The sequence below is a fragment of the Micromonospora sp. NPDC004540 genome (assembly GCF_040610095.1).
In the GTDB taxonomy this organism is placed as follows: Bacteria; Actinomycetota; Actinomycetes; order Mycobacteriales; family Micromonosporaceae; genus Micromonospora.
Window position 1 is genome coordinate 68093 of sequence record NZ_JBEXLR010000012.1, and the last position, 14245, is coordinate 82337.

Consider the following 14245-nt stretch of genomic DNA (forward strand, 5'->3'; position numbering starts at 1 on the left):
GTGCTCCTACGGGAAGGGGTGCGGGTGGGGGTTGCGGCCGGTGGCGCCGAGCCGGTCGGGTCCGTGCGTGCCGCGGGCCAGGTAGCGCTCCAGCCGGTCGCTCCAGATCACCCGCTGGCGCTGCCAGCCGAAGTCGATGGGAACCAGGGCGGGCGCCACCACCGCCATCGTGTGCACGCCGGCGACCTCCTGCTCCGGGCAGGTCTGGTCGACCGCGACGACGTCCCCGCCGAGCCCGGCGATGAGCCCGCACAGGTACTCCATGTCGGCGCGCAGGTCGTCGTGGGCCGGCCGGGCCGACAGCCAGTCCCCGTACAGCTCGGTCACCGAGCGCAGCGGCGGGTCGTCGAAGAGGAAGCCGGCGTGGTGGGTCATCTCCGGCAGCCCGTACAGCAGGGCGTGGTGGCTCAGCTCGGTGACCTTCGTGTAGTCCCGGATCATCTCGCGCAGCTCCGGCTCGCTGGCAGCGACGCGGTCGTCGAAGCCGGGTACGTAGGAGGCGGTCTCGCAGACCGCCGCGCGGATCGCGTCGTCGGGGTCGAGGCTGGCGCCGGCGGCGAAGCAGAGCTGACCGAGCCCGTCGCCGCGCTTCACCGCGACGGCGGTGACCACCGGCACGGGCAGGTCCGCCCGGGTGTCGAACAGCCGGATGTCGTAGCCGAGCAGGTCGACCCGGTCGAGCATGAAGTGCACCCGCTCGTCGCGGCAGGTCGCCGGGTCGATCTCGGCGAGCCGGGCCGAGCCGTACCAGGCCAGCAGGAACGCGTCCCGCTCCACCAGCTCGAGCATGCCGTGCAGCAGCGCCTCCTCCGGGCAGCTGCCGCTGGCGCAGCCGTTGGAGCACTCCTGGACGAACTTGCGGTGGTCGGTGCGCCGGTCCAGGTAGTAGACGAGCTGCTCGGGCACCAGCCGCGGCACCCGGTCCCGCAGCGACCAACCCCAGACCCAGGGCATCGGCCGCTCCGGCGCGTACGGCTCGTAGTAGAGGCCGTGTCCCTGGTAGAACGCCGGGTGGTAGCCCAGCCCGGCGGGGTCCAGGGCGTCCGGGGCCAGGTTGGCGTAGCTGTCGAAGACGCTGGTCCGCCGTGCCCGGGGGAACTGGCCGGCGTACCGTTCCAGCCCTTCCAGCAGGGCATAGGTCTCGCTGCTGCCGTAGCTGTTGGCGTGCCCGCTCCACCACATCTCGTGCAGGTCGTAGCGGCTGCGGATGCGGAAGTAGCCGGTCACCGGTGCGGTGGCGGTGGCGTTGTACGCCCGCAGCGCGCCGCCGCCGAGCGCGCCGGCCACCGGGTTCGCCAGCGCCGCGACCGGCAGGTCCAGCTCCCCGGCCGACCGCAGCCGGTACGCGGACGGGTCCGGCTTGGGCCGGCTGGTGAGCGGGATGACCGCGGCCTCGGCGGTGTCCGCAGGGGCGGTGGCGCAGGCCGGGCACTCGGAGTCGGCCAGCACCTGCACGACCGTGGTCTCCAGGGTGTCCATCCGCAGCTGCCACAGCCGTCCGACACCCGGCCGCTCGGCGGGCGACCGGCACCCGTCCAGCAGGAGCTGCCACAGCGCGTCGACCGCGAACGGCGTGAGATGGGGCAGCGCGGCCACCGTGCCGACCCGGGCCTGGTGCTCCAGGGCGTGCCGCTCATCGCGGACCCGGATGGCCTGCCACCGGCGCTGGACGCAGAGCGGGCAGGGGCCCGGCTCGGTGCCCGTCCACCGTGGCCCGACCAGCGCGGTCGCGCCGTGCAACCAGATCGGCATCACCGTGCCGGTCATCCCGTCCCCGCCGTCGGCGTACGCGTCGGTGAGGCCGAGGGCGGCGATGCGGACGGTGACGCCGTCGAGCGGCGCGTCGGAGCCGGCCGGCTGCCGCGCGCGATCCTGGAATCGCTCGTGCAACGCCTCGCCGAGCTGTTTGAGGCTGCTGTCCCACCCGGTGGAGGTGGTCCGGACATCGACGATCATGCGGTTCACCTGTCTGCGGTCGCGGGGCTGCGGTGCGGGTGCGGGTTACCGGTGCCCCGCCGGCGTGGCTCGCCGGCGGGGACGGCAGGGCGGCGGGTGCGGATCACCCGCCGCCGCATCCGGTGCTGGTGCTGCTGCTGCAACAGCTCGACGTGCTGCAACTGCAGCAGCTGGAGCAGGAACAGCTGGAGCTCGACCAGTCCATGACCATCGCGTCGATGGCGTCGACGTCCTCGATCTCGAACGTCTCCGTCTCCAGCGCGCGCAGTTCCTCAGTCAGTTCCGGCATTTCCTTCCACCTCCCCTCTGGCGGTCAGGGCGCGCGGCGCCGGGCGGTCGTCCGGAGCGACCGGGGGCGCCGTCGCTCAGCTGGTGCTGCTGCAACTCGACGAGGTGCAGCTGCAACAACTGGACGTGCTGCAGCTGGAGCAGCTCGACGTGCTCGTGCTGCTGCTGCAGATGTCCATGAGCTCGGCGGACAGATCAGCGATGTCCTCGATCTCGAACGTCTCGGTCTGCAGGTCGCGCAGTTCGCTGCGGACCGAGTCGGGCAGTACGCCGGATGTCGGGGGTTGTGTCGGCACAGGCCTCTCCTTGAGCCGAGTTCGAGCCGGTCGTCGGTGGTCCGCCCGCACCACCACGGTGGTTGCGGAGGCACGCAGGGGCTGCTCGCCGGCGTCGGCCGGCGGCGGATGGTGCGTCATTCATGCGGCGTCGCACCGGGGACCGGAAGTCGTCAGCGTCGGGGGCAACCCCGTTGGGCCGGTCAGCCGCAGCTGGAGGTGCTGGTGCTGGTGCTGCAGCAGCTCGACGTGCTGCAGCTGCAGCAACTGGAGCAGGAGCAGCTGGAGCTGGTGGCGGCGAGCGCCTCGCCGCCGTCCTCGACCTCCTCGATCTCGAAGGTCTCGGTCTCCAGCTCGCGGAGCTCGTCGTTCAGGGTGATCGGCATGTTGTCACCTCCTCTCGCGGTGCGTGCCTCGCCGAAACCACTGACGTGGTGGTTCAGTCGGCCGTCGGGGCGTGCCGACGCAGCAGGACGACGCCGCTGCGGAAGGCCCCGGTGGCCCGGACGTCCCGGGTCGTCGTCTCGACCAGCAGGGCGCTCATCCCCCGCTGCGCCAACGCGGCCAGCACGGCCGCCCGGTCGGTCGGCGCGGCCGCCGGCGCGGCCGGGGCGGCGCCGACGGTGAGCGCCGCCGGATCGAAGTCGCGCAGCACCGGGTCGCCGAGGTCGGCGACGGTGCCCTCGAAGTGCCGCACCTGGACCCGCCCGACCGCGTCGCGGACGGCCGCCAGCAGGGTGGCGGCCGGGTCGTACCCGCCGGCGAGCGCCCAGTCCCGGTCACCGCCGCCGGGCGGTTCGGCGACTGCGAGCACGGCGTGCGCGGGCGCGGCCCCGGCCAGGGTGTAGACCGACAGCCGGCGACCGAACCGGTGTGCGGCCTTGACCACGAAGGCGGTGTCGTCGTCGCCGACCAGGTCCTCCTCGCTCACCGGACGCACCTCGGCCCGCCCGCGCAGCGCGTCGATCAGCGCCCGGTAGGCCAGCGCGTCGGCCAACCCCCGGTCGACGACTTCGTCGAGGGAGCCACCGGCGGCGGCACCGGCCACCGTCGGCTCGGCCCAGCCCTCGGCGTTGAACGCGGAGGTCGGCAACGCCAGCGCGGCCGGCACCCGGACGGACCCGGTCCGCCCCAGCACGGTGGCCGTCAGCCAGCGGGTGCGCCGCCGGTCGTCGGCCGGCGGGGCCTCGGTGGGGGCCAGCTCCGACCAGGGGACCGGCTCCTCGCCCCGGTCCCGTAGCTCGGCCGCCGACGCGGTCACCGCCGCGGCCGGGTCCGCGTACCGGGCGGCGTGGTCACGGACCGCCACGCGGTACGCCGCGAGCCGGGCGCCCATCACGGTGTGCACGTCGAAGGCCGTCACCTCGCGCGGGCCGCGCCGGCCGGGCAGCCGCAGCCGGGCCGTCTTCAACGGCGCCTGCTCCAGCGGGTCGTCGACGAACCTGGTGAACACCCCGGCGTTCGGCGTGACGAGGGCCTCGGCCCGCTGGTAGGTCTCCTCGTCGGATTCCGCCGGCGGCGCGGGCTCGGCCACCTCGACGTCCCGGCAGACCGGGCACGCCGGGTGCGGCAGCACCCGTTCCCGGGTGGACTCCAGGGTGGCCGTGTCGAGCAGCAGCACCCCGCCGCCGGTGTCCGGGGCGAACGCGCCGGTCAGCGCTCGGAACAGTTCGAAGGCGGCGGCGTTGCCGAGCATCCGGGCGGTCACGTCGGGCAGGGCCGCGGCGACGTCGCCGCCGACGGCGAGTTGACGCCAGAACTCGGCAGCGGTGGCCGGGTCGGCGCCGGCCGCCAGCCGGAGCTGGGCGCAGTGCCAGCACGGCGTCTGTCCGGCGCGGACGGTCGGGCCGACCACCGCGCGTTCGTCGTCCCAGCGCACCGGCACGAGCAGCGGCCCGTCCCGGTGGCAGTCGCGGGCGAGGGCGGCCAGGCGGGCCAGCCCTTCGGGACCGGTGCAGCAGATCACGGCGTCCACCGCGCGCAGGTCCGGCGCCCCGTCGCGGCACCGCACCTCCGCCGGCAGGCCGTCGGCGCGCAGGTCCGCCACCTCGGGGCGCAGCGCCTCGGCGTACCGCTCGGGATCGTCGTCGGGGTGGAGGTCGAGGCGGACGCAGCCGTTGCGGAGCAGGCCGCTGGCCGCGGCGAGCAGCGCCTCTCCCCCGCCGCAGAGCGCCACCCGGGCGGCGTGGAGGCGCTGGAACCGGCCGGTGGGGTCGTCCGCGAAGTGGTCGACGAACTCGATCTGGGCGGCGAACCGGCGGGCCAGCGGCTCGGGCAGCGCGCTGCGGTCCCCCGCGTCCTTGGCGAAGCCGCGGTCGAGCAGGGCCCGGACCAGGGTGAGCACGGTCTGCCGCTGGCCCGGGTCGAGGGCGGCGGTGAGCTGGGCGAGCGTGTGCTCCCCGGTCAGGTAGGGGCTGAGCGATGTCAGCCAGCGGAACGCCGACCTGCCCTTGATCAGGAAGGCGCTGTCGGGCCCCCGCAGATACGCGCCGGCCGGAGCGTCCAGGAACACCACGTCATGTCGCAGTTTGGGCCGCATCTCAAGGCTTGTTCCACCGTCCGACGACTGGCTCATAAGCCCCCCATGACAACGTCTTCGGCGTCTTGAAGTGACTTCATGCTGCCCAAGATCAAGTTTTAAGTCAACAAAATGTTTCGCGCCGGGCGGAGGCGCAAGCGAATTGAAGGGCATTGAGCTGCGGCTAAGACAAAAACGCGGCGCACCCGGGTGCCGCCGGCCTTCCGGAGTCGATCCACCTCGGCTAGTCTGTCGGCACCGTCCACACTGTCGCAGGTCAGAGCGCCTTTCATGACGGCCACACTGGCCGGCGACGGCGGCGGGTCACACCGGGGGCGACCGCACGATCAGGCTAGTCGCCACCGACCCCGCCGTGCGGAACCGACAGTTAATTGACGGTGGGCAATTACCCTGGGTTGCGGTCGGGAATTCGAGGGACGGCAGATGAACGCAACGGAAAATTCGGTCCGCCAGCTCTTCGCTCGGCATCGCACGATTGCGGCGTCACGTTGAGGAATGACCGTTTTGCCATTGAAGTCGATAAGGTGACCAAGCGCTATCCCGGCGGCGTCACCGCGGTCGACGGGCTTGACCTGCGGGTGCGTGAGGGCGAGGTCCTCGGGTTCCTGGGACCCAACGGCGCCGGGAAGACCACCACCATGCGCATGCTCGTCGGCCTGGTCCGGCCCACCAGCGGCCGGATCCGGGTGCTGGGCCGACCACCCGGCACTCCGGAGCAGCTGGCCCGGGTGGGCGCCCTCATCGAGTCACCCGCCTTCTACCCGCACCTGTCCGGACGGGACAACCTCCGGCTGGCTGCCCGGTACGCGGGCGCACCCGACGCCGCCGCCGAGCGGGCGCTGGCCGAGGTCGGCCTCACCGAACGGGCGGCCTCGGCGTTCCGGACGTACTCGCTGGGCATGAAGCAGCGGCTCGGCGTGGCCGCCGCCCTGCTCAAGGAGCCGAGCCTGCTGATCCTCGACGAACCCACCAATGGCCTCGACCCGGCGGGGGTGACCGACGTCCGCGAACTGCTCCGCACGCTCGGCCGGCAGGGACGCACCGTGCTGCTGTCCAGTCACGTCCTCGGCGAGGTGGAGCAGATCTGCGACCGCATCGTGGTCATCGATCGCGGCCGGCTGGTCGCCGACGGCACGCCGGACGAGCTGCGCGGGTCGCTCGGCCAGGCGGTGCTGCTGATCGACGCCGAGCCGCTGGACCAGGCGGCGGAATGCCTGCGCGGGCACGACGGGGTCCGGTCGGTCGAGCCGGTCGACGGGCGGCTGCGGGTCACCACCGACCCGGCCCTGGCCGCGGCGCTGAACCGCCGGTTGGTCGAGTCCGGGATCGACGTGCGGGAGCTACGCCCGGTGCGGCACTCGCTGGAGGAGGCGTTCCTGGATCTGACCGCGCCCGCGCGGCGCGAACGGCAGGAGCCGGCGACCACGACGGGAGGCCTCCGATGATGGCAGCGGTGCGGGCGGCCTGGTTCGCCGACCGGAAGCGACCGGCGGTGTGGACGGTGACGGCGACCTGGCTCGTTCTCGCGCTCACCTTCGGCATCGGGGTGCCCTACCTCGTGCACCTGGCGCTCGCCGGCGAGCCGAAGGAGGCCAAGTCCGCCGAGTCCCTGCTGGAAGCCGTCCTGCCCGGCCAGCTCGTGCCCACCGGGATCGGGCTGTTCCCGCTCTTCGGGGGCGCCATCCTGGTGATCCTCGGCGCGCTCGTGGTCGGCAACGAATACCGCTGGGGCACCTGGAACCTCGTCTTCACCCAGCGGCCCCGGCGGGCGCAGGTGATGGCCGGGCAGGCGGTCGTCCTGTGCGGCCTGACCCTGCTGATCGCGGTCCTCACCTTCGGTCTGCTGGCGCTGACCACCGGGATGCTTGCCGCCGTCGAGGGACGGGCCGCCGACTGGCCGTCGCCCGGCCGGCTCGTCGCGGCGGCAGCGGGGGCCTGGCTGATCTGCACCGCGCACGCCGGCGTCGGGTGGTTCCTCGCGATCGCGTTCCGCAGCGCCACCACGGCCATCGCGGTCGGTCTGATCTGGACGCTGGTCCTGGAGAACGCGGTCAGCGCGCTCGCCCTCGCGCTGAACCCGCTGACGGTCGTGCAGAAGGTGCTACTGGCACCGAGCTCGGGCGCCCTGGCCGGCGCGCTGGGAGCACGGTCCCAGTTCGACGGGGGCACGCCCGGGGTACTGGAGTCCTCGAGCGCGCTGCTGCCGATCCTGGTCCTGCTGGGCTACGTTCTGGTCATGTTCGGCGCGGGCAGCTGGCTGGCCGCGCGGCGGGACGTCGGCTGACGGAGCGGAGGAGACGCCGAGATGGAATTCCTGCTCGCCTTCGCCGTGACCGGGCTGGCCGCGACCGGGGGGTGGATCGCCTGGGCCGCCGTCCGGGGCTGGTCACGCGCCCGCGACCGGCGGCACGAGCTGCGGCTGACCCGCGCCCGGGCGAGCGCGGACATCCGGCGCGCCGAGCTGGCCGCGCAGGTCCGCGAGATCGAGCTCGCCAACGAGACCTACCAGGACTTCGTCCGCCGCCACCCCGAACGCTGACAGCTGCGGCCGGTCATCCAGCAGCTCCCCGCACTGAAGGGTGACCCGGCCGGGTGGCCGGGCGAACGGTGGCGACGAACAAGGCCAGGGCGACGGCCTGGATGCCGGCCACGATGACGATCAAGGCGGTGATCGAGTAGTCGTAGAGGGCGCCGGTGATCAGCCCACCGACCAGGGTCGCCGCGCCCAACCCGGCGGCGAAGATTCCGTAGGCGGTGCCCCGCCGGGCGGCGGGGACGATGTCGGCGATGGCCGCACGCATGGTGGATTCCTGGATGCCGAGCACGGCGCCCCAGGCCAGGACCCCGGCCACCGCGGGCGCCGCGGTGGTGGTGAAGGCGGCCAGCGGGATCAGGGCGGTCAGCACGGGTACGGCGGCCAGTACCCGGAACCCGGCCCGGTCGTACAACCACCCGGAGGCCAGTGCGGCGAGCGCGTCGACGCCCATCGCGGCGGCGTACACGACCGGGACCACCGCCACCGGAACGACGTGCCGGGTGGCGAGGTGGAAGCTGAGCACGCCGAAGGTGGCGTAGCCGGCCGTGGTCAGCACCGTGAAGGCCAGATAGGTCCAGAACACGCGGGGCAGCCGGGCGTCCGGCGGGGCGGGCCTCGCGCCGGGTTGCGGGCCCGGTTCGAAGCGACGCGGATCGGGCACGCCGGCGCGCAGCCACAGCAGCAGGAGCAGCACCGCCACACCCGGCACGGCCAGGGCGAGGAACGCGGGCCGGTACTGGTAGGCGGTGGCGGCCAGAACGGCGGCGACCAGCAACGGCCCGGCAACCGCCCCGGCCTGGTCGAGCGCCTCGTGGACGGCGAAGCCCTTGCCCCGGCCCACTGCCGAGGCGGCGTGGGAGAGCATGACATCCCGCGCCGGACCCCGGATCGCCTTACCGGCACGTTCCGCGACAAACAGCACCGCGGCCAGCCACAGCACGCTGGTCAGCCCGAGAGCGGGCACCGCGACCACGGTCAGGACGTAGCCGGTCAGGACCAGCGGCCAGTAGGCCCGGGTCCGGTCGGCGAGGGGTCCGGTGCCCAGCCGTCCGGCCAGGGCGAGCGCCTCCCCGACGCCGGTGACCAGGCCGACGAGGGCCGCGGATGCGCCGAGGGTGGCCAGGTAGGGGCCGATGACCGACCGGGCGCCCTCGTACACCACGTCCGACAGCAGGCTGACGACACCGAACGCGGTCACGAACCGCCACGGCGTCCACCTGATCGTCGGCGCCGCGCCTCTCATCCATGCAGTCTGGCCCACCGGCAGGCGGGTCGGGCGTGGATCAGCGCAGGCCACGCACGAGGCGCCGCGGCGGAGCGGAGCGTTTACCCAGGTACGCCTCGGGCAATCGCGCGGCGGAGCAGGGCATGCGGGGAAGCATCGGTCTACAGCCAGGGGGCGTACGGGGCATGCGGGGCAGCGTCGCGGTGAAGCCGGAGGTGACCGGCGGCGAGTCGGTGGGGCTGGCCGACGTGGTGTGGGAGAACGCGCGACGGAAACCGGACACGGTGCAGTTCCTGCGCCCGGACCCGGACATCCGGTCGTGGCCCGGGCAGCAGTCCGGCGTCGGCGACGCGGGTGCGGTGACCTGCCGACAGTTCCGCGACGACGTGCTGGCGTTGGCGCGAGGACTGATCGCCGCCGGGGTGGAGCCCGGGGCCCGCGTCGCGCTGATGAGCCGCACCCGCTACGAGTGGACTCTGGTCGACTATGCGGTGTGGACGATCGGCGCGGTGACCGTGCCGGTGTACGACACCTCGAGCGCCGACCAATTGGCCTGGATTCTGGCCGACTCCGGCGCGGTGGCGTGCGTGGTGGAGACACCTGCCCACGCCGCGATGCTGACCGGCGTGCGGGACAGGCTGCCGGGGCTGAGCCAGGTGTGGCAGATCGACGCCGGTGACCTGCCGCGGGTAGCCGCCCGGGGCCGGACCGTCGACGACGAGCAGGTGGAGGCCCGCCGTGGCGCGGTGTCCGGTGGAGACGTGGCGACGATCGTCTACACCAGCGGGACGACGGGCCGGCCGAAGGGCTGCGTCCTGACGCACCGCAACATCTGCCTCGACGTCGGAAACGCGGTCGCGGCGCTGCCGGAGTTGTTCCACGAGAGGGCGTCGACGGTGCTCTTCCTGCCGTTGGCGCACGCCTTCGCCCGAATGATCCAGGTAGGGATGGTGCGGACCCGGGCGACGATGGTGCACAGCGCCAGCATGGGCGGCGTGATGGATCAGCTGCGTCGATACCGGCCGACGTTCGTCCTCGCGGTGCCGCGCGTGTTCGAGAGGATGTACAACAGGGCGCAGCAGAAGGCCATCGAGAAGCACCAGGGTCGCCTCTTCGCCATCGCGGACCGGGTGGCGGTGCGCTACAGCCGGGCGCTCGACCGCCCGTCCGGCCCTGGCCCGATCCTCCGGCTGGCGCGGCGGGTCTTCGACCTGCTGGTCTACCGGAAGCTGCGGGCGGCGCTCGGCGGACGGTGCCGCATCGCGATCGTCGGCGGCGCCCCCCTCGGCGAGCGGCTCGGACACTTCTTCCGCGGGGCCGGCGTGACGGCGCTGGAGGGGTACGGGCTGACCGAGACCTCCCCGGCGCTGACGGCGAACCGGCCGTCGGCGATGCGGATCGGCACGGTCGGCCGGCCACTACCGGGCGTGGAGTTGGCGATCGCCGACGACGGCGAGGTCCTCGTCCGCGGCGATGTCGTGTTCCAGGGCTACTGGAACAACCCGTCCGCCACCCGGGAGACGTTCACCGTCGACGGCTGGTTCCGCACCGGCGACCTCGGCAGCCTCGACGAGGACGGCTATCTGCGGATCACGGGACGCACCAAGGAGATCCTCGTGACCGCGGCCGGCAAGCACATCGTGCCCGCACCGATGGAGGATCGGCTGCGCGCGGACCCGCTGGTCAGCCACTGCATGCTCGTCGGCGACGCCAGGCCGTACGCCGCCGCTCTGATCACCATCGACCCGCAGGCATGGCAACGGTGGCGAACCGCTCACGGTCACCCACGCGCATCGGTGGCGGAACTGCGCGACGACCCCGCCCTGCGCCGCGACATCCAGGCCGCGGTCGACCGTGCGAACCGCTCGGTTTCCAAGGCGGAGGCGATCAAGACCTTCCGCATCCTGCCCGACGACTTCACCGAGGCCAACGGTGAGCTCACCCCCACGTTGAAGATCAGGCGTGAGGTGGTGCAGCGGCAGCGGGCCGCCGATATCGACGCCCTCTACACCGGCCACTAGGCCGGCCGTGGTGCCGTCTCGTTGCCGCGCCGGCCGTGCCCCGGTGTGCCTTGTAGGGTCGGCCCATGATCGCTGACCTGCAGTGCGTGGTGCTGGACTGCCCTCACCCGGCGGAACTTGCCCAGTTCTACCAGGCACTGCTTGGCGGTGCCGTCAATCAGCGGGATCGGCGATGGGCCCTCGGCGACGACTGGGCGACGCTGCACACGCCGTCCGGCCTCGTCCTGGCCTTCCAACGGGTGGCGGATTACCGGCCACCGCGGTGGCCCGATCCGGCCCGGCCCCAGCAGTTCCACCTGGACTTCGGTGTCGCGGACCTGGACCGCGCCCAGGAGCAGGTGCTGCCCCTGGGCGCAACGGTGTTGGACGATGGCGCGGATGGGCGCGGTTGGCGTATCTACGCCGACCCCGCGGGGCATCCGTTCTGCCTGGTGCGCCACTGACGAAACACGCCCTGGGCGGCACGAGCAGCCTGGCCCGGGCCGGTTCGGGGCTGCCATTCGCCGCCTTCCCGCTGCCGGGCGGGTGGACGATGGCGACATGCGGCTGTCCGACCGGGTGCTGGTCCATCAGGTCCACCCGGTCAAGATCTCGGCAGACGTCACGGCGAGCCTGATCTCCAACCTCCTGCTCTGGCGCGGGCATCCGAAGGCGGCGGCCGCCGTCCGGGTCGCGCTACCGGTCGCCGGTTCGGTGGCGGTGCTGCGCCTGGCGGACCTCGACGCGCTCGCCCGCACCCGGCGGGGACGCTGGGTGCGGGCGCACATGCCCGCGTCCGCGCAGGCGGTGCGGCTCGCGGGTGACGCGGTGATGGCGGTCGGCGCCTGGCGACGCAGTCCGCCGCTCCTCGCCGTCGGCGCGCTGGTGATCGCAGCCGGCGGGGCGCATCCGTGGTGGCCGCGCGGGAGTACACGCCGTGCCCCGTCGTGCCGTTGACCGGCGCGCGAGCCCACCCGACTTTGGCGGTGAAGGCAGCGCGACAGGCCACTTTCGTCGATCTCGGACGAAAGTTTGGCCGCACCAGTGGAAAGCTATAGACACGTGGACATGTCTTTTGTAGCGTCGGCCAGGTCGATGGTGTTTCGTCGCGGTTAACCGCCAGGTCGCTGCCGGCCGACACCTGACCGCCACCTGTCCCCTAACCCGAGCCCTCCGCCCGTTCCCGACCGCCCCGCCAATGGCGTGCGGCGTGACGGGCGACTCCGCCATGCCCGCAACAGGTCCATCAAGGAGTAGCTGACCCCCTCGACCTGCCCCGACCGGTCCCGAACACAAGGAGAGGCAGATGAAGAGACGACTCGCGCTCGCCATAGCGGGTCTCACGACCACGGCGCTCGTCGCCACCCCCACCGTCGCGACGGCCGCGCCCGACGCGGCCGCGCCGCCCCCGGACAGCGACTTCCAGAAGGTCACCCTCAACGACAACCCGGGCGAGCCCATGGACCTCGCGGTGCTGCCCGACAACCGGGTGCTGCACGTGACCCGTGCCGGTGAGGTCTGGCTGCACGACCCCACCACCGGCCGCAACACGGTCGCCGCGACCCTGGACGTCTACCGGCACGACGAGGAGGGCCTGCAGAACGTCGCCATCGACCCGAACTTCGGCCGGGCCGGCAACAACTGGGTCTACCTCTACTACTCCCCGCCGGGGAACACCCCGGTCGACGACCCGTCGACCCCGGACGTCAACGAGGGCGACGCACCGGGCTGGGGCACCGCCGCGGACTTCGCCAAGTTCAAGGGTGCCCTGCGGCTCTCCCGGTTCCGGCTGGTCAAGGACAAGCTGGACCTCTCCACCGAGCAGCAGATCCTCGACGTACCGGTCGACCGGGGCATCTGCTGCCACGTCGGCGGCGACATCGCCTTCGACGCCAAGGGCAACCTGTACCTGTCCACGGGCGACGACACCAACCCGTTCGAGTCCGGCGGCTACGCGCCCATTGACGAGCGCCCGGGCCGGAACCCGGCGTACGACGCGCAGCGCACCTCGGCCAACACGAACGACCTGCGGGGCAAGATCCTGCGCGTCAAGGTCGGCGAGAAGGGCGGGTACAGCATCCCGGACGGGAACCTGTTCCCCGAGGGCACGGCCGGCACCCGGCCGGAGATCTACCTGATGGGCCTGCGCAACCCGTTCCGGATCGAGCTGAACCGCGAGACCGGCGACCTGTACGTCGCCGACTACTCGCCGGACGCGGGCGCGCCCGATCCGCAGCGCGGACCGGCCGGGCACGGCAAGTGGCTCGCCGCCCGCAAGGCCGGCAACTACGGCTGGCCGTACTGCGCCACCGCGCAACTGCCGTACGTGGACTACGACTTCGCCACCGGCCAGTCCGGGGCGCCGTTCAACTGCGCCGCGCCGATCAACGAGTCGCCGCACAACACGGGGCTGCGGCAGCTGCCCCCGGTGCAGCAGCCGCAGGTCTGGTACAACTACGGCCCCTCGGCGCAGTTCCCTGAGCTGGGCACCGGCGGCATCGGCCCAATGGCCGGGCCGGCGTACCAGTTCACGCAGCCGACGACACGGGGACGCGCGCCGGTGGCGTGGCCGGCCCACTACGACGGCATGCCGCTGTTCCACGAGTGGACGCGGGACTACGTGAAGGGCTTCCGGCTGGACGCCGACGGCGACCTGACCGGGATCGAGCCGGTGCTCCCCTCGATCACCTTCGACAACCCCATGGACCTGGAGTTCGGCCCGGACGGCGCGCTCTACGTGCTCGAGTACGGCGACGGCTTCTTCAGCGAGAACCCGGACGCGCAGCTGGCCCGGATCGACTACACCGGCTGGACCGGCAACCACACGCCCGTCCCCCAGGCCTCGGCCACACCCACGAACGGGGTCGCCCCGCTGACCGTCACGTTCTCCAGCGAGGGCACCACCGACTACGACGGCGACCGGCTGGCGTACGCGTGGGACTTCGACAACGACGGCAAGGTCGACTCCCGGGCCGCGAACCCGACGTTCACCTACCGAAAGAACGGCCTCTACAACGCGACGCTCAACGTGAGCGACCCGGGCGGCCTCTCGGCCTCCGCCTCGGTCCGGATCGTGGTCGGCAACGCCGCGCCCGTGGTGGAGCTGGTCAAGCCGGCCGACGGCCAGCCCTTCGCCTTCGGCGACACCGTCCAGTTCGAGGTACGGGTGACCGACGACCAGCCGGTGGACTGCTCCCGGGTCACCGTCACGTACGTCCTCGGCCACGACCAGCACGGGCACCCGCAGACCACCGCCACCGGCTGCACCGGCTCGATCCAGACCACGGTGCCGTCCGGCCACGACCCGGAGCACGACAACCTGACCGCGGTGTTCGTCGCGTCCTACACCGACGCCGGCGGTGACGGCCTGCCGTCCCTGACCGGCACCGAACAGGTCGTCCTGGTCCCCACCGCATAACTGACGAC

The 14245-nt window shown here is 72.7% G+C and carries 13 protein-coding genes; 7 read left to right on the forward strand and 6 right to left on the reverse strand.

Annotation, left to right across the window (positions count from 1 at the left end):
* Positions 1 to 6: 6 nt before the first annotated feature.
* From ABZV78_RS06710 to ABZV78_RS06730, 5 genes are all read right to left on the reverse strand, one after another.
* Positions 7 to 1956 (reverse strand): TOMM precursor leader peptide-binding protein, encoded by a 1950-nt coding sequence (locus ABZV78_RS06710; protein ID WP_355635971.1) that lies wholly within the window; start codon positions 1954 to 1956, stop codon positions 7 to 9.
* Positions 1957 to 2059: 103 nt separating this feature from the next.
* The gene (locus ABZV78_RS06715) at positions 2060 to 2245 is read right to left on the reverse strand and encodes a thiazolylpeptide-type bacteriocin (protein ID WP_046564718.1); all 186 of its coding nucleotides are present in this window, start codon (positions 2243 to 2245) and stop codon (positions 2060 to 2062) included.
* Positions 2246 to 2321: 76 nt separating this feature from the next.
* A complete protein-coding gene (locus ABZV78_RS06720) occupies positions 2322 to 2540 on the reverse strand; it encodes a thiazolylpeptide-type bacteriocin (RefSeq protein WP_225853738.1) in 219 nt (72 codons plus the stop codon).
* A 182-nt stretch (positions 2541 to 2722) separates the two neighbouring features.
* Positions 2723 to 2905, reverse strand: a complete 183-nt coding sequence (locus ABZV78_RS06725; RefSeq protein WP_046564715.1) for a hypothetical protein — start codon at positions 2903 to 2905, stop codon at positions 2723 to 2725.
* Positions 2906 to 2958: 53 nt separating this feature from the next.
* Entirely contained in the window at positions 2959 to 5034 is a 2076-nt protein-coding gene (locus tag ABZV78_RS06730; protein ID WP_355635974.1) for a TOMM precursor leader peptide-binding protein, read from the reverse strand.
* Positions 5035 to 5582: 548 nt separating this feature from the next.
* On the opposite strand from ABZV78_RS06730, the gene ABZV78_RS06735 reads away from it, so the two are divergent.
* The 3 genes from ABZV78_RS06735 to ABZV78_RS06745 are packed head-to-tail and all read left to right on the forward strand — an operon-like array spanning position 5583 to position 7597.
* The gene (locus tag ABZV78_RS06735) at positions 5583 to 6503 is read left to right on the forward strand and encodes an ABC transporter ATP-binding protein (protein WP_355635976.1); all 921 of its coding nucleotides are present in this window, start codon (positions 5583 to 5585) and stop codon (positions 6501 to 6503) included.
* Positions 6500 to 7342: an ABC transporter permease gene (locus tag ABZV78_RS06740; RefSeq protein WP_355635978.1), complete on the forward strand. Its 843-nt coding sequence runs from the start codon at positions 6500 to 6502 to the stop codon at positions 7340 to 7342. Before ABZV78_RS06735 ends, ABZV78_RS06740 begins: the two co-directional genes overlap by 4 nt.
* A 21-nt stretch (positions 7343 to 7363) precedes the next feature.
* On the forward strand, positions 7364 to 7597 hold the full coding sequence (locus ABZV78_RS06745) for a hypothetical protein (RefSeq protein WP_355635980.1): 234 nt from the start codon (positions 7364 to 7366) through the stop codon (positions 7595 to 7597).
* 13 nt (positions 7598 to 7610) lie between these two features.
* Here ABZV78_RS06745 and ABZV78_RS06750 read toward each other — a convergent pair whose 3' ends face one another.
* Positions 7611 to 8837 (reverse strand): MFS transporter, encoded by a 1227-nt coding sequence (locus ABZV78_RS06750; RefSeq protein WP_355635982.1) that lies wholly within the window; start codon positions 8835 to 8837, stop codon positions 7611 to 7613.
* A 167-nt stretch (positions 8838 to 9004) separates the two neighbouring features.
* Between ABZV78_RS06750 and ABZV78_RS06755 the strand changes: the two genes are divergently transcribed.
* From ABZV78_RS06755 to ABZV78_RS06770, 4 genes are all read left to right on the forward strand, one after another.
* Entirely contained in the window at positions 9005 to 10840 is a 1836-nt protein-coding gene (locus tag ABZV78_RS06755) for an AMP-dependent synthetase/ligase (protein WP_355635984.1), read from the forward strand.
* 65 nt (positions 10841 to 10905) lie between these two features.
* On the forward strand, positions 10906 to 11283 hold the full coding sequence (locus tag ABZV78_RS06760; RefSeq protein WP_355635986.1) for a VOC family protein: 378 nt from the start codon (positions 10906 to 10908) through the stop codon (positions 11281 to 11283).
* A 97-nt stretch (positions 11284 to 11380) separates the two neighbouring features.
* Positions 11381 to 11776 (forward strand): hypothetical protein, encoded by a 396-nt coding sequence (locus tag ABZV78_RS06765; protein ID WP_355635988.1) that lies wholly within the window; start codon positions 11381 to 11383, stop codon positions 11774 to 11776.
* Positions 11777 to 12125: 349 nt separating this feature from the next.
* The gene (locus ABZV78_RS06770; protein ID WP_355635989.1) at positions 12126 to 14237 is read left to right on the forward strand and encodes a PQQ-dependent sugar dehydrogenase; all 2112 of its coding nucleotides are present in this window, start codon (positions 12126 to 12128) and stop codon (positions 14235 to 14237) included.
* The last annotated feature ends 8 nt before the right edge of the window (positions 14238 to 14245 follow it).